At 39.5% G+C, this 19,446-nt stretch carries 15 protein-coding genes; 11 read left to right on the plus strand and 4 right to left on the minus strand.

What is annotated here, in order from left to right:
* Positions 1-85 precede the first annotated feature (85 nt).
* The 4 genes from ONT18_RS16545 (at position 86) to ONT18_RS16560 (ending at position 5,448) form a co-directional block, all read left to right on the plus strand.
* Positions 86-3,376 carry a YobI family P-loop NTPase gene (locus ONT18_RS16545; RefSeq protein ID WP_367398944.1) on the plus strand — a complete coding sequence of 1,097 codons (3,291 nt, stop codon included), beginning with the start codon at positions 86-88 and terminating at the stop codon, positions 3,374-3,376.
* 765 nt (positions 3,377-4,141) lie between these two features.
* Positions 4,142-4,717 (plus strand): Panacea domain-containing protein, encoded by a 576-nt coding sequence (locus ONT18_RS16550; RefSeq protein ID WP_228115604.1) that lies wholly within the window; start codon positions 4,142-4,144, stop codon positions 4,715-4,717.
* 3 nt (positions 4,718-4,720) lie between these two features.
* Entirely contained in the window at positions 4,721-5,197 is a 477-nt protein-coding gene (locus tag ONT18_RS16555) for a type II toxin-antitoxin system PemK/MazF family toxin (RefSeq protein ID WP_264907099.1), read from the plus strand.
* 95 nt (positions 5,198-5,292) lie between these two features.
* The gene (locus ONT18_RS16560) at positions 5,293-5,448 is read left to right on the plus strand and encodes a protein tyrosine phosphatase (RefSeq protein WP_117661216.1); all 156 of its coding nucleotides are present in this window, start codon (positions 5,293-5,295) and stop codon (positions 5,446-5,448) included.
* A gap of 29 nt (positions 5,449-5,477) precedes the next feature.
* On the opposite strand, the gene ONT18_RS16565 is transcribed toward ONT18_RS16560, so the two are convergent.
* Positions 5,478-5,699: a hypothetical protein gene (locus ONT18_RS16565; RefSeq protein WP_264907103.1), complete on the minus strand. Its 222-nt coding sequence runs from the start codon at positions 5,697-5,699 to the stop codon at positions 5,478-5,480.
* 52 nt (positions 5,700-5,751) lie between these two features.
* The gene (locus ONT18_RS16570; RefSeq protein WP_264907105.1) at positions 5,752-8,502 is read right to left on the minus strand and encodes an AAA domain-containing protein; all 2,751 of its coding nucleotides are present in this window, start codon (positions 8,500-8,502) and stop codon (positions 5,752-5,754) included.
* 311 nt (positions 8,503-8,813) lie between these two features.
* Here ONT18_RS16570 and ONT18_RS16575 point away from each other — a divergent pair, with 311 nt between their 5' ends.
* Entirely contained in the window at positions 8,814-9,074 is a 261-nt protein-coding gene (locus tag ONT18_RS16575) for a hypothetical protein (protein WP_264907108.1), read from the plus strand.
* 371 nt (positions 9,075-9,445) lie between these two features.
* Here the strand turns inward: ONT18_RS16575 and ONT18_RS16580 are convergent, their stop codons facing one another.
* On the minus strand, positions 9,446-9,598 hold the full coding sequence (locus tag ONT18_RS16580; RefSeq protein ID WP_264907110.1) for a hypothetical protein: 153 nt from the start codon (positions 9,596-9,598) through the stop codon (positions 9,446-9,448).
* Positions 9,599-9,780: 182 nt separating this feature from the next.
* Here ONT18_RS16580 and ONT18_RS16585 point away from each other — a divergent pair, with 182 nt between their 5' ends.
* Together ONT18_RS16585 and ONT18_RS16590 are read left to right on the plus strand one after the other, a co-directional pair.
* Positions 9,781-10,098 carry a hypothetical protein gene (locus ONT18_RS16585; protein WP_006847953.1) on the plus strand — a complete coding sequence of 106 codons (318 nt, stop codon included), beginning with the start codon at positions 9,781-9,783 and terminating at the stop codon, positions 10,096-10,098.
* A gap of 113 nt (positions 10,099-10,211) precedes the next feature.
* A complete protein-coding gene (locus ONT18_RS16590) occupies positions 10,212-11,879 on the plus strand; it encodes an ATP-binding protein (protein WP_264907113.1) in 1,668 nt (555 codons plus the stop codon).
* Positions 11,880-12,106: 227 nt separating this feature from the next.
* Here ONT18_RS16590 and ONT18_RS16595 read toward each other — a convergent pair whose 3' ends face one another.
* Positions 12,107-13,027: a helix-turn-helix transcriptional regulator gene (locus ONT18_RS16595; protein ID WP_264907115.1), complete on the minus strand. Its 921-nt coding sequence runs from the start codon at positions 13,025-13,027 to the stop codon at positions 12,107-12,109.
* A gap of 512 nt (positions 13,028-13,539) precedes the next feature.
* On the opposite strand from ONT18_RS16595, the gene ONT18_RS16600 reads away from it, so the two are divergent.
* The 4 genes from ONT18_RS16600 to ONT18_RS16615 are packed head-to-tail and all read left to right on the plus strand — an operon-like array spanning position 13,540 to position 19,425.
* Positions 13,540-16,260, plus strand: a complete 2,721-nt coding sequence (locus ONT18_RS16600) for a TonB-dependent receptor (protein WP_264907117.1) — start codon at positions 13,540-13,542, stop codon at positions 16,258-16,260.
* Positions 16,257-16,634, plus strand: a complete 378-nt coding sequence (locus tag ONT18_RS16605; RefSeq protein WP_151202038.1) for a hypothetical protein — start codon at positions 16,257-16,259, stop codon at positions 16,632-16,634. Before ONT18_RS16600 ends, ONT18_RS16605 begins: the two co-directional genes overlap by 4 nt.
* A gap of 3 nt (positions 16,635-16,637) precedes the next feature.
* Positions 16,638-18,152 (plus strand): DUF6850 family outer membrane beta-barrel protein, encoded by a 1,515-nt coding sequence (locus tag ONT18_RS16610; RefSeq protein WP_264907121.1) that lies wholly within the window; start codon positions 16,638-16,640, stop codon positions 18,150-18,152.
* A gap of 37 nt (positions 18,153-18,189) precedes the next feature.
* Entirely contained in the window at positions 18,190-19,425 is a 1,236-nt protein-coding gene (locus ONT18_RS16615; RefSeq protein ID WP_264907123.1) for a DUF4876 domain-containing protein, read from the plus strand.
* The last annotated feature ends 21 nt before the right edge of the window (positions 19,426-19,446 follow it).

Below are 19,446 nucleotides of genomic sequence, written 5' to 3' on the forward strand. Positions count from 1 at the left end.
GCAAATCACAGCAGGATGCTACATTCTGTTTATTTCTAATTCGTAACCTCTTCTTTTTATGAGATAAAAACTTATCTCATTCTCAATCACTTATAAAAAATACGTACTTTCCTGCCCCGTAAAAGCGACAAATATACCAGAATCAAGATTCGGACGAATTGAAAGGACATCACGCAAGAAGAGAATTTTTGTGGTTGTGTGCATATTGTTGTTTGTTGTAGCAAACTTGTGCCTGTTTTGTCAGGAACAGGTGACAAAGTACTTCTTGATTCCAACAGAAGTTTTAAAATCTTCATTCTTATTTGGGTTAAGTATATGTGTATTCATTCTTGGTATATGTGTTATTCTGTTTCAACTTATTCTTTTCATAAAGAAGATTAGTATCAAAAATCTAACGTTAGATAAGGCTACCTTAGAATTTGAAGAGAAGAAGAATGTTTCCATTATGAATCGCTATTTGGACGAGATTCTTTATCTCTTCCAGGAAAAGAAGTATAATGTTGTAATATTTGAAGATATTGACCGCTTTGAAAATACTCATATATTTACAAAATTGAGGGAATTAAACCTGATTCTTAACCAGTCTGAAGAAATAGGAAGGAGAATTGTCTTTCTATATGCATTGAAAGATGACATTTTCGCCAATGCAGAAGAACGAACAAAGTTCTTTGACTATATAGTTCCTGTTATTCCTTTTGTGAATGCTTCTAATTCTGGTGACTTGTTCAGAAGAAAAATTACTGGCTTACGTATTCCTGAGGCAGAGGTAAATTCTTCATTTATTACGGATATATCAGCGTTTGTTAATGATATGAGGGTATTGACAAATGTAGTGAATGAGTTTGATCTTTATCATAACTTGCTTGACAAGAAACTTAAGAAGGATAAATTGCTGGCTATGATTCTATATAAGAATCTCTATCCTACAGATTTTTCTTTGTTGCATCAGAATAAGGGCGTGGTTTATGAGACATTTATATCTGCAGGAATATTAAAGAATGAAATCAAAAAAGATGATTGGAAACGATTAGAGGAGATAGACTTGGAGATACAAGCTATATCAGAAGAGTCTCTTCGGTCTATAGAAGAATTACGCGCTGTTATTGTTGGAAATTTATTAAAATTATGGCCAGGTGTGGGCTGGGAAATATATTGTAATGGCTACCAAACAAATATCAGTAGTTTATTTTCTGAAGAAAATATACAGCATATTCTTAAAGGAAAAATTTATTTTATAAGCAATGGTTTCAATTCTTCATCTAGGCAACCTAATCTTGATGAAATCAAATCTACTTTAGGGGAAAGTTATAAATATAGCGTAAGGAAAAAATACATTCAATCAGTTGCAAATAACAAAATAGAAAATCTTAGAGATGAGCGCAGGGCTTTTATGGATGAAATGGCAGCCATAGATAAATATACGCTTACAGATATTGCAAAATCAGATAGGGATATCTTTGAGCATGTGGACATACCAAAAGGTCAAGAAGAAAAATATAAAGTTCTCAAATATTTCTTAGAAAAGGGGTATATAGACGAAGAGTATTTCTTCTATATTTCAATATTCCAAGAAGGAAGACTAACACCTTCTGATCAGGAATTCCTTCTTTCTATCAAATTCAATACACCTAAAGAATTTGATTATAAGTTACAAGAAATACCTTCTCTTATCCAAAACCTATCTGTTGTAGATTATGACCATAAGGGAATATTAAACAAAGACCTGTTGAAATTCTGCTTACTGCATGAAGATGAATATGAGGATGAATGTGATGCTATTCTTAAACAAATGGTTGTTCATGAACAATATATAGATTTGCTGTATCAATTCATGCAAGAAGGCAATTGTGTACCGACCTTCATCAAGCGATTAGTCCATATTGATAAAAATGTTTGGAAATCATTAAATATGGATATGAATCATACTAATAAGGATAAAGACAGGGTTATATCCACGATGTTTAAGTATGCAGACATAAACGACATAAGATCTGTAAATACCTCATATCCATTCAATACTTATGTAAACGATAACTACAATTATCCTGATCTGTTTGAAGATATAGATCAAAAAAAGGTTCGGGAGCTTCTTGATTTGCTGGATTTAAATGTTCAATCGTTGAAAGATGACAGCAATGGTACAGACACATATTCTTATATATATGAGAACAATATGTATGCTCTAACATTGGATAATGTCAAGGTGATTTTTAAGCATAATGAATTGCCGGTAGATAATTTGGATTCAGCAATTTATACTTCTATAGAAGCGACAGAACTGAATGAACTTCAGGGATATGTTCATCAAGAATTACCAGCATTTGTGGATAATCTTATGCTTACTTCAAGCAACACCCATGAATCTTCTGATACAATAGTGTCTTTAATGGATGAAGATATTAAAGTGGACGATATTATTAAACTTATCAAGCATAATAATACTTTGTGGGATGATTGTAAGGGTATTTCAGATGAAAATATCGTAAGAAATTTGTTCTGGAAAAACAAAATTAAAATGACGATTAAAAATGTTAAACATTACTGCTCTTGCATAGGTACTTGGAAAATAGACAGTTCGCTTGTTGTATTCATGAATCTCAATGAGGAAAAGACCATGGAAGAATTTACAAAGCTTGTGCAAAGTAATGATGAACATGAAACAGAGTTGTTAGCAAGTGTTGTAAAGTCTGACAATATTAATGACAATATAGCTTTCTCCATATTTAATAACCATTGGCTAATAGATGTATGGAGTAAGGAACTGTCACAATTAAATGAAACCAGAGTAAGATATGTTGTAGATGAAGGCATCATTACTGTTTCTCCAAGTATTTATCAAGACATAATAAAAGGAAACCCAAAGCTGAGCAAATACCTCCTATGTAAGGATCCAGATAAAATTATATCAGAGTGGGATGAATTTGCTTTTAGCATAACTACAGTTGTTGAGATACTGAGTTGGGTAGAATATAAGAAATACCATAGCTTCATATTGGATAAAATTGAAACGGAAAGTGTTACGCCTATTATTGCTAATGCTTTACTGGCATATTTCAGCAAATCTGACAGTGAGTTTAACTTGTCTCTATATAAGGAAGCTATGGAAAAGTCAGACAATCCTGCTTTAAAGATTTTAGCTAGTACATGTTGTATTGCGAAAAGATTAATAGCTATGAATGAACTGGCTGGTATCTTTGCTAAGACAAAAGGTATATTTGAAGGACTTGAAAAGCAAGGAGAGGTTTATTCTATTTCTAAGCAAGTGGAAGGAGCACAGGATTTCATGGAAGCTCTACACCAGTCCAAATATATTGGTCAGGTAAAAGAGAAAGGTGATTATCTGACAGGAAAAGTTTTAAAACGTAAACCAAAGTAAAATGGAACCAAACAACACCCAACACAATTCCTTCCTCTGGCACCTCGATTTCGAGCCAGTCACCTGACACACCTTCTACGGAGAGCAATGTCCGCCATTTGTTACCGAAGAAAACAAGGAGGCATGGCGACGCTATCTGACAAAAGTCATCAAGAAGCATCTGAAGAAAGAGGTGATGAATACACCTGAGTTCAGAAATATTGAAATCCAGATAAGGGAAGAAAAGCTGTTGCGCTTGTATGAACTGGCAGGAGCTGTATTCTTTTGCTTCTAAGCAGGCGTTACTGGGGCTTTGCTTTGAGGATATTGAGAGATTGGGGGAGGAGTATCCTGAAAACTTACCTTCAATTGTCTTTACGACCCTTTCGGTTCCCCTTACAGGGGACAGAAACCCTTCTCGAAATGGGAAAGATGTAACCGCCCTACAGTGCTATATTTGCCCCACCTGTCCCTCCCCTGCGGGAGGGTCCTTAACCCACTCCCAAGCCCTCGCCCTTTCCAAAAGGGCAAGGGATGTAACCGCTCCTCCTCGTCGCTCGGAACCGCTACGCTCTAAGGTTGGCGGACCAAAGCGGTCTTCGCCATATTTTGCGGGATGGGACCGCCTAGGAATAGCAGTTTATAGTTTACAGTTAATAGTTATAGTTTACGATTGATTTCGTGGTTATTTGCTGATAACTTGCAGATTTCTTGTGATTTTCTTGGTGGTTTCGAAGAAAAAGCGTATTTTTGCGGCAGAAGTGTTAAATATAGAAGGAATTGATTATGAGAAGTATGAATAAAATGTCGGCGGAGGATATCGCTAAGCTTAAAGCGGTAGCTTTGTATGTCTTAGACAAATGTGGTGAAACGGATTTCATTCATTTGTTTAAGATTATCTATTTTGCGGAAAGGAATCTCTATGCAAAATATGGTCAACATTTAGTTAAGGATACTTTTATCGCCATGGAACACGGACCGGTTCCCTCTCATCTTTATGATGCCTTGAAATTAATGAATGGCAAGGGAAACAATAAGGATGTCAAAGCTATTAGCGATTCTTTGTTACCTGCTGGTGGGGAATGCGCTTGGTTTTTTGTGAAAGCTGGCGAAAAGCCTGACTTGGACGAATTGAGTAAAGCTGAGATAGAAGCGTTGGATGCTGCCATTGATAAATACAAAGATATGGATACCAAGACTTTGTCTGAGCTATCTCATGATTCTGCCTGGCATGAGGCATGGGATAAAAATCATAATGCTGTTATGACCTCTCTGAATATTGCAAAAGCAGGTGATGCTTCTAATGAGTTTTTAGAGTATCTCCAGGAACAGGAATTTATAGATTCTATTTTGGAGGCTTAGGCTATGGTGAACTTCAAAGAATTGCTGGGAAATAATAATCAGCTTCAAAACTTGCTCCTTGATACAGTTGAGGAGGGTGAAGTTTATCGTCTTTGCCTGACAAAAGAAGAAGGTATTATTCCTAAAAATAAAGGAGATGAAGGGAGAAAGAAGTTCTTTGTAGTTGTGGGTAAAGACCAAGAAGGAAATGCGATTGGTTTTGTACTTATCAACTCAGAAATCAATAAGCACCTTCCTGAAAGTAGAAGGAAATTGCACTATTTATTGAAGGCTTCTGAGTATGAGTTTTTGGGTGACCAAGATAGATTTGTCGATTGCTCTGATTTTAAAAGAATTTCAAAGGAACGATTTGCAGAATTGTTTTCAATAGATAAGATGAAGGGAAAAATTAATAAGAATGATTTGGTAGAAATAAAAAAGGCTATTTGTTCTTATGAGAATATTTCCATGAAGTTGTTGAAACGTTTTAGATTGATATAACTGGGAAATTTATTGTGATTTTCTTGGTGGTTTCGAGGGAAAAGCGTAGCTTTGGCGGCTGAATGTTGAACTAGAATAAATAGGAGGAAGAATATATGGATACAACAAAGTTAACAAGGGAAGAGGCTCTACGCCGTTGGAATGCTTCTAAGGAAAACAAACGTAAAATGGTGGAGAAACTGGAGAACTTGGTTCGCAAAAGCTGTCTGGAACGTACTGGTAAAGAACCAATAGGGGTAGAAGTATGGTAGTAGAAAATATGTAGTGTGTCATGCTTACCTTATATGCAAATGCTATCTTCTGTTTCTGCCAATGCATCTGATTCTGCTTTTGATATTTCTGATTTGAGAGGTTGGGCACTGCCTGGATTTTTCATGATGACTGATCCTATGACATTCCAGGAGTCTCCAAACTTCAGCAGGGTACGCCAGCGGTATTGGAATCCATCCTCAGAAAGATTCCAATCTTTTTCATTTCCCATATAGTGTGCAAATACTTTCATATCATTCTTTTTTATTCTTATGTTTGTGTTTACTTTTGTGTTTGCATTTGTGTCAGCAAATCGTATCCAACTGTTCCTTCACTTTTTCTTCTTCATTTGCACCCTTTGTTGATAATCTTAAGAGTTGGAGATGATATGATTTGAAGATGTGGTCCTTTAGGGCGTCACGACTACTTTGTACGGTTCCTTTATGGTGATAGGCATAACCATCGATTTCTATACCGAGTAATGGTTGCTTGGTAGCCCGATTTATGATCAGGAAATCTACATGGGTATTGAAATTGCCTGCATAAATTCTTTCTTCTTCACTCATTAAGTCTGTTTGCCTGAAGATTGAACGTAAAGGGATATGGCATAATACATGGAGACAGGAATACTTCCGGTCACTTTCAAGTATACTTTTGATCAGAGAATACGCAATGTTCTCAGAAGCATACTCTGAGATTTTCGGATGGCTTTCCAAGAATGCGATGCGCATATCTGTATATTGACTATAGAGATAGTCAAAGATAGAAAACACCTTGCTGTCTACGACCTTACAGTTATTGTAGTCAATATAATCAATTAAATCTTTGATGTTACTTGTCTTCTCTTGCTCATTGCCTGTTACCACTAGGTAGAATTTCTTCTTAGCTCTTGATACAGCTACATTTATGAGATGTGGATCATCAATGAAATCATTAATCTGATTGCTTACTACACTCATAATAATGACATCCTTCTCTCTTCCTTGGAACTTATGAACAGTACCCACTTCAATATCAGGTAACTGCTGGCGAATGGCATTCACCTGATTATTATAGGGGGTAATGATTCCTATTTCATCCAAGCAAATATCTTTCAGCTCAGGAATTACCTCTTGTTTGATGACTTCAATTTCTCTCAGATTGGTCATGTTTGCTGCATGGTTACCCTTTACTGTCTTATAAGCAGCAAGAACATTTTTGTTGGTCTCATCTTCCTTCATAATGAGAAGATTTCCACCATAAAACTTCTGGTTACAGAAGTTGATGATACGGGAATTGCAGCGATAATGTTCACGCAGTAAGGTTTGGGGTACATCCTTGATCATAATACTTACTGACTCCAGGAAACTATGATTAGCACTATCATATCCATTATCTATGTGGGATAAGCCAAAAATAACTTTCAGTTTCTCTCTATCATTATTTGTAATTACATTTGGCAACTGTTTTGTATCGCCTACAATTACAGCGTTCTTTGCACAGGTAAGAGCCAACGTTCCTGTCTCAAGTGATACTTGAGAGGATTCATCCATAATTACATAATCATAGATCGTATTGCCGCCTAATGAAGATCGAGCAGAGAAAGTTGTACTCGTAATAACCGGATATTCCTTGAGGACTTCCTCAGCCAGGGTGGACAACGTATCTGCATCCGTAAACTCACGACGCATTCTGCCTGAATATCTGGCATGAAGCGTATTTTTCAATATCATCATTGAATGATCAGATAATGAATCCATAAGAGTTTTGTTATCATGTAGCTGTAATTCATCTTCTATCTTTCTTAGCTCCTGTTCCAGTTCTTCAATTCTCTTCATATAGTAAAGGGCCTGAAGTTCTATAATGAGCTCAGCCAGGTGATGTTTATCAAACTTACTCTTGAGATGCAGCCAATATCTGATAAGCAGGCTTGTCCATAACCATTTCAGCCATTGCCAAAAACTCTTGGAATTATCATCCCTGGTATCGGCAAACTCCTGAAGTTTTACCCACATTTTCGTCAGCCTTATAGAAGATAAAGAACGCTTGAGGTAGAATGTGCCATCTGAAATGTTATGATTGCTCTTGAAGTGAGTCCATTCCAATTTGAGGTTTTCCAATTCCAACCTTGAAGTTGCCTGTTGATTCTTTAAATCAAAGACTTTGTCTAATTGCAAAGAAATTCTTTGAATCTCTTTTTCAACAACAGTTTTTTCCTCTTCTTCTATTCCCCAATCTTTTACATTCTCTGGTATTGGGGGTTGTCCTTCCTTGATAAAGGTCTCCTTATTATCATGGCTTCCCAAAGTTGCAACAATGAAATCAATTCCGTACTTGGCGAGTTTCTCCTTTACATTTGCTGTAGCAGAATTGTTATTTGATACGACGAGTATTGTTTTTCCCTGTATGAGAAGATTGGCTATGATATTGAGAATTGTCTGAGTCTTGCCTGTACCTGGAGGTCCCTGGATGATACTAACCTGATTTCTCAAAGCGTTCTCCACTGCCTTCTTCTGACTGGAATTGCAGCCAAAAGGGTAGATAAAGAAGTCTGCTCTAAGTTTTTTGCTATGATGTTTAGTATTAAGATAAACATCAGCAGCTGTAGAATTAGGTATCTGCTTTATCTTTTCATAGGCAGTTAAGAGAATCTTTTGGTTATTGATGTCATTCTTTAAGGGATTAATCTCTGCCACCTGTTTAAGATAGGCCCAGACATTTCTTGCCTTTTCATCTGCCAGGCAAGAAACTTCTACTTGAATTCTGCTTCCTGGATATTCTTCTACCTTGTCAATTTTATATTTGATGCGCCAGTACTTCATACCATGATGTGTGAAGCACCAGAGATCAGAAATGCCTTGTCTTATGGTACCATCCAGCATCACTACAGCATACTCTCCGTCAATATGTAAAGACTCCTCTATGATGACCACATTTTCTTTTTTGTAAAGATATGTTTTCGGGTTTTCCTTAAACATCACAGCCATTTTCTGCTCATTGGCGGGAGTAATGCTCTCAATATTCAAGGAGCGTGGCTCTCCTTTTATGAGGATTATTTTTGATGATATATCTAACATGTTTAATTTTTTATAATACATTGTTGCGAGTGCGTATGGTAATTCTCTTAACTCCAAAATACAAAACTAATGGTTATACTGCACCATCATGTCACTCGTATCTTTTCTTCCATATTCGGAACTGCACCAATTAAAACATGTGCAAAGATACAATGATTTAATGTAATATCCAATTTTTCAAGCATATTTCTTTAATATATCACCCGAGAACTTAAAAGAGATTGTTGAGTACTACTCGGATGCTGAGAATAACAGGATGGTTGAGATACCATATGAGGTAGCTCACAATCTGATCTATGGTTCCATAGAATTTGCCGGATCACATCATCGATCTCTTGCTGACTATAGATCACGAGGAGTTGCGTCAGGACTTGGAGAACATAATCAGGTATGGCTTGGGCAAATACCAGCATTTGATAGCGACAGGGGAACTGTTTGCTGCCATACGTCATAGCATCATCCTTCTAGCAGAGGTGGTTGAAGGGCTTCATCGGGGTGAACTGCTCAGGCAGGAGTATGCTCTTGATGTATATGAACGGTATCACAGGTTAGAGGAAGACAGCAACAGGTAATGGAGTAAAGGCATCATAGCATTCTTCCTTTGGCTGAGTTTTGGGCTTTAGTGGGTAGTGTTCTCTGCTAAATAGCATTGGTGGTGCTTTTGTTTACATATCGTGCCAATTCATCAAAAAGGTCTTTTGCCTTTGGGATGAATTGGCACTATTATATAAATATCATCAAAGCAGATTTTCCTTGAGAATTCTACTTCCATTGCAGCATTTCATTATATATTTTTCTCTTCATAATTATCTGTTTATCACGTTATGACGACCTATCTTTGCCCTATTTCTCACGTTTTGATGAGATAATAGTAGGCTATTTCTCACGTTTTGACGATTTTTTATGTTGCAAAGATACAAAAAAAATGCCTTAAGTTATTCACCTAAGTCTTCTTTCTCATAAAGGCGTAATCAGCAAAGTCTCGCGCACCAGCTACAATTACCTTATAGCTGTTGAGGTAACTGGTTTTGATGGCGGATAGGGCTTTTTCCTTATCTAGCACCTTGTCATTTAAGTGATCTTTTTCCATTTTCATTGTTTTTCCTTTCTATTTTTTTGCAAAATTAGCTGAATGGTGAGAAAAATAGTTGCTCTGGAGAAAATATTCTCAACCTATGAAACGAACTTTCATAGCTACCCCGTAACTTTGCACCAGAATACAGAATCAGGCACAAAGTATATGAGTGTCAATTGTTTTACTTTTAAAATATCAGACAGATGAATACGGCATTAAAGATGAAATTGGAGGAAATGAACAGACGTTTGAATGAGGCTCTTGATACTGACCTCTTCGAAGAATCTGAGTCTGAATTTAATGAATTTCAGGCTGAGGTAGATTCCTTTGAGAGAGAGTTGGAGGAGATATCGGAGTTCAGGCAGGATCATCTGCAGCTTTCTGAGCTGAAGAAGATCGGTGCCATCCAGAAGAAAATCCGGCAGGTGAAGAATGGGTATAATTTTTATGACCCTGAGTATGAGAGAAGTGTTATGTTTCCTAATGGTGAGGACGAAGAAGAGGATGATTTCTTCATTTAAAGATGACAGATGGGAAATAGACCTTATTTGAGAATCATATTGGGAGGAACTGACTTCAAAAGTCTTTCCCTCATGGAGAAAATTATATGTATTAATGTAGTGCTATTATGGTTATGCAAACATCATGTAAGAAAGGTATGGAGCAGATGGACTTGCTCCAAGCCTTCGAGATTATCGTAGACAAGGCCAAGGGTTCTTCACTTGGTGAGAAGTTCTATCAGGAGGCAGACCCATATCTTGGATTTGTTTCTGACAAGTTGTGTATCTCCAAGCGTGCCAGTGCCATCATGGCCTTGTTTGCCGACAGGTGCGATGACAATCACATCCAGTTTTCTGACTATACGGATTTTCTGGATTGCAGAATCCTTAGCTTGCTTCGATATTCCAAGGAGACAGAGGAACTTGTTGACAAGGAATATGTCTGCCGGAGTAAGGATGAAGGTCTTTACTACTGCATCCCCATGGAGGTGATGGAGGCATTTCAGCAGAATCAACGTTATATACCCTCTGATGTGGAGGAACTTACAGCCAGGGAATTGTTTGACAAGTTCAATGAACTGTTCACAAAATGCCGTCGCAGGAAACTTGACAGGCAAATATTGAAAAAGAAGCTCAGGGCATTGGTTCGCAAGAATGAGAACCTGGCTTTTGTCAAGGCCATGTCTTCATTTGACATAGATGAGGAGGATACAGAATTTTCTCTTTTTCTGTTGTTCTGTACACTCTTTGTCATAGATGGTGATGACGATATCCGCTATCACGACTTGGAATTTCTCTACGAGGAGGGAGAGGCTGACTGGAGATGGGCAAAGAGAGGCTTGAGCCAAGGTGACCATTTGTTCTTAGTGGAGAAGTTTATCGAGTATACCAATGATGATGGCTTTGTAGACAGGGAGTCCTTCAAGATTACAGACGATGCCAAGAAACTGCTCTTCTCTGAACTCAACCTGTCTTCCATGCGTGGTGTCCGGCCGAAGGGAGGAATGTTGTCATTTGAGGACATCAAACCCAAGCAACTGTTCTACAACAGTAAGGAACGAAAGCAAGTTGATGAGCTGGCAACACTCTTGGAGGAAGAGCACTACCAGAGTATCAGAAATCGTCTGAGGGAAACCAATTTCAGGAGTGGCTTTGCTTGTCTTTTCTATGGCGCGCCTGGTACTGGCAAGACGGAGACTGTTCTTCAGATAGCCAGGAATACAGGGCGTGACCTGATTCAGGTGAACGTGTCAGAGGTTAAGAGCATGTGGGTTGGCGAGAGCGAAAAGAACATCAAGGGTATCTTCGATGACTATAAGCAGAAGGTGAAGCAATCTGTCAAGGCTCCTATCCTGTTATTCAATGAGGCTGATGCTATCATCGGCAAGCGTCAGGTGGGAGCGGAAAGAGCTGTGGAGAAGATGGAGAACAGTATTCAGAACATCATCCTTCAGGAGATAGAGCAGCTGGATGGTATTCTCATCGCCACTACCAACCTCGCAGAGAACATGGACAAGGCTTTTGAGCGTCGTTTCCTCTATAAAGTGAAATTTGAGAAGCCTGATTTGGCTTGCCGTTCACAGATTTGGCAAGCGATGATACCTTCTTTGGAGAATGCTGATGCTTCTTTCCTTGCTGCCCGCTATGATTTCAGTGGTGGTGAGATTGAGAATATTGCCCGTCATTACACCATTCAGACCATTTTGCATGGTAGCCCGGAGAAGATGGTCAAGTCTCTTACCGAGTTTTGCGAGAGCGAGAGGTTGGAAGGTGCCAGGGCCAAGAGAAAGATAGGATTCTAATGTATAATCAAAATTAAATATCCCCTATGGAGAAGTATATATTTTTGGATTTCGATGGAGTGCTCAATACTCCTAAAGGTAAGTTTGATCAGAAAGCGATAGGCACGAATCGTCGTTTCCTTATGATTCAAAATAGTTTGCATCAATATCATTTACCTTGGCAGAAATGAAAATGGCGGTAAATACGTAATTTTGTATTTACCGCCTTAATCATTTGTTGAGAGGAGTTAAGAAGAAGGCCAGATCTTGTATTTCTTAGCAAGGTTTCTCAACCTTTCACTCACCTCTTCCCTTAGCCATTGTGGTTCCAGTACTTCCATGGTGTCCATGTTGGAGAAAATCTCCTGTTCGAAATCAAACTCTGGTTTCAGGTGATACTCAAAGATGGAGTATTCATCGGTACGCTTCATTTCCTTTTGAGACTCATGGAGAGGAAGATTACGTATGTAGTTGCTCTGGAAGGCATCTACCTTGAGCACCACCTTCTGAACTTCGGAATCCTCGTTATTGATGATTCCGAAGCAATCCTTGAAATATTCGGCCGGTTCCAACTTCTTTGGCATCTTGAAAACTTTGTCTGAGATGATGACATTTTCCATACGGTCAAGGGCATAACAACGGATATCGTTCGTACCAGGGCTATAGGCAACCACATACCAGCGTTTCTTGAAAGCCTTCACGAAATAAGGATGGATGTCAAACTCATAATACTTCTCGGAATTGTAACTATAGTAAGAGATGAAAATGACATGGTTGTCACGCATGGCCTTGATGATGTCTTCCAGAAAGTTTCTGCCAGAAGGCATATCCTCCAGAAGGACCCGTTCCTTGAGCTTGCGGCTGTTGCCAACCATGGCATGGAGGGAGAAGGCATTGAGCATCCAACTTCGGGTACTTCCTTCCTCGAAGCAGTCGCCATACTCGATGTTGTAGCGGTATCCGTTGCCACATTCGATGTTTATCTCAAACAGTTCCTCGATGCTATGGATGTTGTTGATGAAGGTTCTTCGGGAGAGTTCCGTTCCCTCACTGAGGTCAGAGTCCAACCATCTGCTTTGGATTTCCTTCAGGGTGATGCCGCCCCTTTTCTTTGCCCGGTGGATGGTTTCCACGAGCCAGACATATTTGTTTAATTGGTTGATTGCCATATTATCTTGTTTAATTTTGTTTCTTATAATTTTGGTACAAAGATAACGGAAAAGTAGGAAAATATGTTGCACAAGTTGAATTATTTTTGATGTGTGAAGTGATTTTACACCCATTTCTTCTATCTTTGCATCAAAAACTTAGAAAGCAATGATGAATTGTAACAGAAACAGACAAATTATTGTATATTTGCCATGGAAAAGCGGACAAAATACGTCCGTTTAATATTAGAAAAGGGGACAAGGTTTCATTGGTCAATAATTCAGGTATTCCAATTTACCTGTTGTTCAAATCTGGTTGCTTTTAAGTTTCAGGTTAACAAGAAGACTCAAAACCACATTTCTGTTTACCTTCAGGAATGTGGTTTTGAGTCTTTTTGTATTTTACTATTTGAGCAGCAGTACAGATATATGAATGTACATTTACTGATACATATATTACCTATTTTTAGGTATTGTGAACTATTTAATTTTGTCGTATCTTTGCACCCAAAAAAATAAGTTAAAAGATTAGTATGAAACATATCCTGTTGCTTATGATGCTTTTTGAGGTGAGTCTGATGGGAAAGGCGCAATCTATGTCTGGCAAAGTTGTGGACAAAGATTCTCATGAAGCGATTATCGGTGCTGTCGTGTATGTGGGTAGTTCTCAGAAAGTGGCAGCTATCACTGATATTAACGGGCGATTTTCCATAGATGCAGCCAATGCAGGTAAATCTCTTAAGATTACTTATATAGGATACAAAAACTATTTAGGTAAGTTAAACCAGGCTCTCTATGAAATGGAACCGGAAATCAAGTCTGTGGGTGAAGTAGTGGTTACAGCTCAGGAGTCCAAGAGTCTGTCTTCTGCTTCTGTTATTGAGAAGCATGCCATGGAGCACCTGCAGCCTTCAAGTTTTACGGACATTCTCGAACTGTTGCCTGGTGGACGTTCCAAAGATCCTGATTTGAGTAGCCCTAATACGATTCGTATTCGGGAAGCCGGAAGTCCTTCAGGATATACTACCACTTCCCTCGGAACGAGTTTTGTAGTAGATGGAGCTCCCATCAGTACCAATGCCAATATGCAATATGTGGCTGGGTCTTGGGATGCAGCAACAACATCCAGAGAAAATATGAATGCCGGAGTGGATATGCGTAGCATCTCTACCGATGATATCGAGAAAGTAGAGGTGGTACGTGGCATTCCATCGGTAGAATATGGAGATTTGACAAGTGGTCTGGTGAAAATAGAACGTAGGAGAGGTGGAAATGACTGGAATGCCCGTTTGAAAGCAGATATGGGAAGCAAACTCTTTTATCTTGCAAAAGGATTGGAATGGACTCCCCAGCAGATGACCCTCAATCTCAGTGTTGATTACCTCGATGCGAAGGCGGATCCAAGAAACCGGCTTGAAAATTACAGGAGACTGACGTTTTCTGCCCGGTTCGGAAAAACTTGGTTGACAGATTTTTACCGTTGGAAGATTTCATCCAATCTCGATTATACCGGTTCTTTTGATAATGATAAAGTTGACCCGGATCTCAATAATCAGGCGGAAGATTCTTATAAATCGCAATATAATAAATATGCATTTAATTCACATGTAAGTCTGTCTCCTAAGAAGCGCATTTGGTTTAAGTCGCTGGATCTGACTTTGTCAGCCTCTTATGAGTATGACCTTATCAAGCGAACCAAACTGGTACAGCTGACCCGCCAGACAGTGGCAGCTACAGCAACTACACAAGGGATTCATGATGGTGTTATCCTTCCCTATAAATATGTGGCTTGTCATGATGTAGAAGGAAAGCCGCTCAATCTTTATGCTAAGGTCAATGGTAAATTCCAGGTTCCTTCTCTTGTGGTTTCCAATACCTTGCTGTTAGGCACCGATTGGAATTACGACAAAAATAAAGGACGGGGGCAGATTTATGATGTAACCCGCCCTCTTTATGCAGGTTCCATGTCATGCCGTCCCCGAAATCTTTCTTCAATACCTTCCAACCAACAGTGGGGAATTTATGCTGAGGAACAGTTGACATTGCCTTTTGCTGGTCATTCTCTTGAACTGGTAGCCGGTATAAGAGGTACGCAGATGTTGAATCTGCCCAATAATTATGAGATGCATGGTAAGTTTTTCTGGGATCCCCGTATCAATCTCGGCTTGACTTTTCCGAAATTCAATATTGGCAAGCTACCATCCTTTATCCGAATAGCAGGTGGAATAGGTGAACATACCAAAATGCCTACTTTGGAACAGCTTTACCCTGATCCTGTATATCTGGACTTAACCCAGCTGAATTATTACCATACGAATCCAGCGTATCGCCGTATCAACCTGATGACGTATGTGATAGATGCAACCAATCAGAATCTGAAGCCAGCACGTAATTTCAAATGGGAGGTGAGTACTGACATCAATATAGGAGGCAATCGATTGTCTGTCACACTCTTTAGGGAGAACATGACTTCAGGCTTCCGTTTGCAGACGGCTTATGCTCCCTATATATATAGGTGGTATGATGCATCGGGAATTGATGCCGATGCACTGTCAGCTCCACCTTCTTTGGAAGGATTACCCTTTGAGGAACGTAAGGAACTGAGGGGCTACAGTTATTACACCAATGGCAGTCAGACTCTCAAACGGGGAGTGGAATACACCTTTGCTACCCGAAGAATAGAAAAACTGTTCACCAGACTCACTATCAACGGAGCATGGTTCCGCACGATTTATCGTAATTCTGTGGTAGAGACTTATCGCCCAAGTGCTGTTATCGGCAGTAAGCAGATACAGTATGTGGGGTATTATGAACATGATGGAGGCAATATGAATGAAATGCTCAATACCAATTTCACGTTAGATACGGATGTCCCCAAGTTGAAGTTGGGCTTCTCAATATCCGCCCAATGCCTGTGGTATACGCTGAAACAGAGTAAAGAGGTGAGTAATTATCCTACCAGCTATATGGATAATGACGGTGTGATGCATGAGTGGAAAGCAGGTGATGAAAATGATGCTTATCTCAGGTATCTGATCAGGGATTATAACGACAGCTATTATCTCAAATACAGAGTACCTTTTGCCATGAATGTCAATTTCAAGGTAACAAAGAAACTCTTTGATGAGAAACTGAATGTAGCTCTGTTCTGCAACAAACTGTTGGATTATACTCCCGAATATGAGAACAATGGAGTAACGATCCGCCGTCATGTAACTCCCTATTTTGGATTAGAAATGAATGTAAAGATATGAAAAGATTGTTGATTATATGTATGATGACCTGTGGTTTTATCATTTCCTCCTGTCATCAGGATGAAGATTCCCTGTTTGCCGAAGCTTCCATCGTGTTGCAGGGAGAAACGGATATCGTTCTCGACAGGGTCCAGGGTACGGTAAGTCTTACCAATCTGAATACCACCCAGGTTTTCACTGTATCATCATTTGAAGGGAATATAGCCAGAGCCAGTATTCTTCGGGGTTCTTATGCTATCCTGGTAGAGGGTACTGCCCAATATCATGACGCTTCAGGTAAAACCTACATCAGGATGTTCAGGGCAAGTACCGATTATGTGGGATTGGAAAAGGAAGGACATAATGAAGCGATGTTGAACATAATTTGGATGTAAATCATGAAGAAGAGATATTTCATATTATTTCTGTGCTGTGTGTCTTGGTTTACTGGAAGGTCTGCAGTAACAGATTCTGCCAGGATAGAGCATCATGCTATGTGGAAAAACTGGCAGAAGGAGACAGCATGGCAAAATCCCGCCATTCATGGGCTTAGCCTCACGCTGCCTTATTCTGAAGTGTATGTCCAGATGGATTACCTGCATCAATCTGCTCCCTTTGTACTGCAGAAGGGAACAGGGCATTTTCTCTCTGAGGCCAAGGCTGAAACCTTCCTTCACTTGAGCAACCACTCTTCTGCTTGGGGGGCAGCATCTTACATGACGGGAAAGCAATATCAGGTCAGCTGGAATTCTTCTTCTGATTATGATTTGCTGAATCCTTATATTCTGGCGGATACTCTAGGAGGTGACACACATTGTGAACGGTATGGTTTTCAGGGCGGATATGCTGTTAGCAAGGGGAAATTCCAACTCGGTATTGAAGCGATTTTCAGAGCAGAACATGAATATCGGAATGTGGACCCGAGAATGCGAGGTATTGTCACAGATCTGACTCTACGCCTTGGTACTGCCTATGATTTCGGTAAATACCAGTGGGCTGCCGGTCTAGAAGGGAATGTATACAAGCAGACCAATGATGTGGATTTCTATCGGGAACTGGGTGTTATACCTGAGTTTCAAATGACAGGATTGGGAACAGAATACAGTCGTTTCTCCGGAGATAAACGCACCTTGTATTATAAAGGTGTAGGATATGGAATAAATCTGGATGTCAATCCGTTGAACGAAACTGGTTTTTATGGTCATGCCAAGCTTTGGAGACGGCAATATAAACGTATGCTTGCCGATTTGAATTCCGTACCCTTAACCCAGTTGTTTTATCATTCTGCAGAAGTCTCCTTGGGATGGAAGCACATGGGAGGGAGCCGTCAGGTAGCCTTAGATGGAAACCTTGTTTTTGTCAGACGTAGTGGTGATGAAAACATCATTGGCAAGTCCTCTGCCCAATATTATCCTATTATCGGTAAACTTACGATGTATAAGAATTATCTTATAGATACCTATCTCAGAGGACTTTACGGATGGGGGAGTGGCTCTGGTACATGGTGCTTGAATGGAAAGATCGGATATTGGAGCAATCGTGAGCGATATGTCTATCCTGAACGCAAAATGGAGGCTGCTAAGATCTATGGGAGATTGGGTGGACAGTGGATGCGCAGTCTCTCCCGAACTGTGGCCCTTACTGTGAACATGGCGGCAGCCTATTATGGTAATGTCAGTTCTGGTATCGTCATGCCTTATGCCAATATGAAGGCTTCGTTCCAGGACATGATCAATCATCAGTACCAGTTTGAAAAAGCAGGCTATGGAATGCTCTCTGCTAAGATACGTAGTGATTATCGGCTATCAGGCTCACAGATCGGCTTGTTTGCCGAATTAGGTGGAGATTGGATAACTTGTTCTGAAAACGGACACCAGCACCATCTGCATTTGGCTCTTGGTATCACATTCTAAAGTATAATATAGTATTAATGTAACTAATAGTAGAAAAATGAAAAAGTTAATTTTAAAGAGTATGATGTTGCTTTCGGTGTTGGCATTGACTTTCACCTCTTGTAGCGACAATGATGACAAAGTAGTTACCACTCCTGTGTCATTGAGTATTGAAATGCCATTGGGACTGGAGAATATAGTTCTCTCCAATGCCAAAGCGGTTTTTACCAATGTAACTACCAATGAAACGTTTATCCAGGAGCAGTTCCAGGAAAAAAATGGTAGCTTTATGGCATCTCTTGCCGATGTGCCTGAAGGAACATACAATGTTGCCATCAGCGGTGACCTGAGTTTTACTAAGGATGGTATTGCCGGTAGCAGTAAAATCAATCAGAAGAGCGAGAATGTGAGTGTAAAATCCGGCAATGCCCAAGTCAAGTTGGCTGTGAACACATTCAATGCTAAGGGAGGTTTCGTTATCTCAGAGATTTTCTTCACGGGTACGCTTACTCCAGAAGGAAAGCAGTATTCTGATGACCAGTATTTCATTCTTTCCAATAATTCTGATGTTACACTCTATGCAGACAGTATAGCGGTTCTGGAATCTAAGTTCCTCACAGTAACAAAATATGATTATAATCCGGATATCATGAACGAAGCAATGACGGTAGATGCTATCTATATGATTCCAGGAAAGGGTACGGAAGTTGCAGTAGAACCAGGCAAATCTCTTGTCTTGGCATTGAATGCCAAGAATCATACAGAAGCAAACTCAGCTTCATTTGATTTAAGTAAGGCTGATTACGAATTCTATGATGAGAGTTCAAATCCACGCTTCACAGACGATGACAATGCCAGTGTTCCTAATCTGGATAAATGGTATTGCAGTTCACGTACCTATTTCTCTTTGCATAACCGTGGTTTCAATACTTATGCCATTGCCCGTATGCATGGCGATAAGGAGAAGTATCTCGAAGAGAATACTTACGATGCCAGCTATGTGATGAAAGTGAATGGTAATGCTTTTCCGATGACAGCCAAGAACTGTATCAAGGTTCCTAATTCCTGGATACTGGATGCGGTTAATCTTTCTATTGCATCTATGTGGCAATGGAATCTGGTAGCTGCAAACCTTGATGCAGGATGGGCTCATTGTGGTCAGGTAGACAAAGATGAAAACCGCTACGGCAAGTCAGTAATCCGTAAGAAGGATGCTGATGGCAAATGGGTTGATACCAATAATTCTACCAATGATTTCGAATCAGATGCAACAGTCTCTTTCCTGAAGAAATAGGCATTCTTGTATAATTTTAAA

It is taken from the genome of Segatella copri, assembly GCF_026015295.1.
In the GTDB taxonomy this organism is placed as follows: domain Bacteria; phylum Bacteroidota; class Bacteroidia; order Bacteroidales; family Bacteroidaceae; genus Prevotella; species Prevotella copri_C.

Bases quoted from the DNA above. Each gene is read 5' to 3' on its own strand.
- ONT18_RS16550 (WP_228115604.1), top strand. From the start codon at position 4,142: ATGAGAAGTATGAATAAAATGTCGGCGGAGGATATCGCTAAGCTTAAA.
- ONT18_RS16555 (WP_264907099.1), top strand. From the start codon at position 4,721: ATGGTGAACTTCAAAGAATTGCTGGGAAATAATAATCAGCTTCAAAAC.
- ONT18_RS16560 (WP_117661216.1), top strand. From the start codon at position 5,293: ATGGATACAACAAAGTTAACAAGGGAAGAGGCTCTACGCCGTTGGAAT.
- ONT18_RS16565 (WP_264907103.1), bottom strand. From the start codon at position 5,699: ATGAAAGTATTTGCACACTATATGGGAAATGAAAAAGATTGGAATCTT.
- ONT18_RS16570 (WP_264907105.1), bottom strand. From the start codon at position 8,502: ATGTTAGATATATCATCAAAAATAATCCTCATAAAAGGAGAGCCACGC.
- ONT18_RS16580 (WP_264907110.1), bottom strand. From the start codon at position 9,598: ATGAAAATGGAAAAAGATCACTTAAATGACAAGGTGCTAGATAAGGAA.
- ONT18_RS16585 (WP_006847953.1), top strand. From the start codon at position 9,781: ATGAATACGGCATTAAAGATGAAATTGGAGGAAATGAACAGACGTTTG.
- ONT18_RS16590 (WP_264907113.1), top strand. From the start codon at position 10,212: ATGCAAACATCATGTAAGAAAGGTATGGAGCAGATGGACTTGCTCCAA.
- ONT18_RS16595 (WP_264907115.1), bottom strand. From the start codon at position 13,027: ATGGCAATCAACCAATTAAACAAATATGTCTGGCTCGTGGAAACCATC.
- ONT18_RS16600 (WP_264907117.1), top strand. From the start codon at position 13,540: ATGAAACATATCCTGTTGCTTATGATGCTTTTTGAGGTGAGTCTGATG.
- ONT18_RS16605 (WP_151202038.1), top strand. From the start codon at position 16,257: ATGAAAAGATTGTTGATTATATGTATGATGACCTGTGGTTTTATCATT.
- ONT18_RS16610 (WP_264907121.1), top strand. From the start codon at position 16,638: ATGAAGAAGAGATATTTCATATTATTTCTGTGCTGTGTGTCTTGGTTT.
- ONT18_RS16615 (WP_264907123.1), top strand. From the start codon at position 18,190: ATGAAAAAGTTAATTTTAAAGAGTATGATGTTGCTTTCGGTGTTGGCA.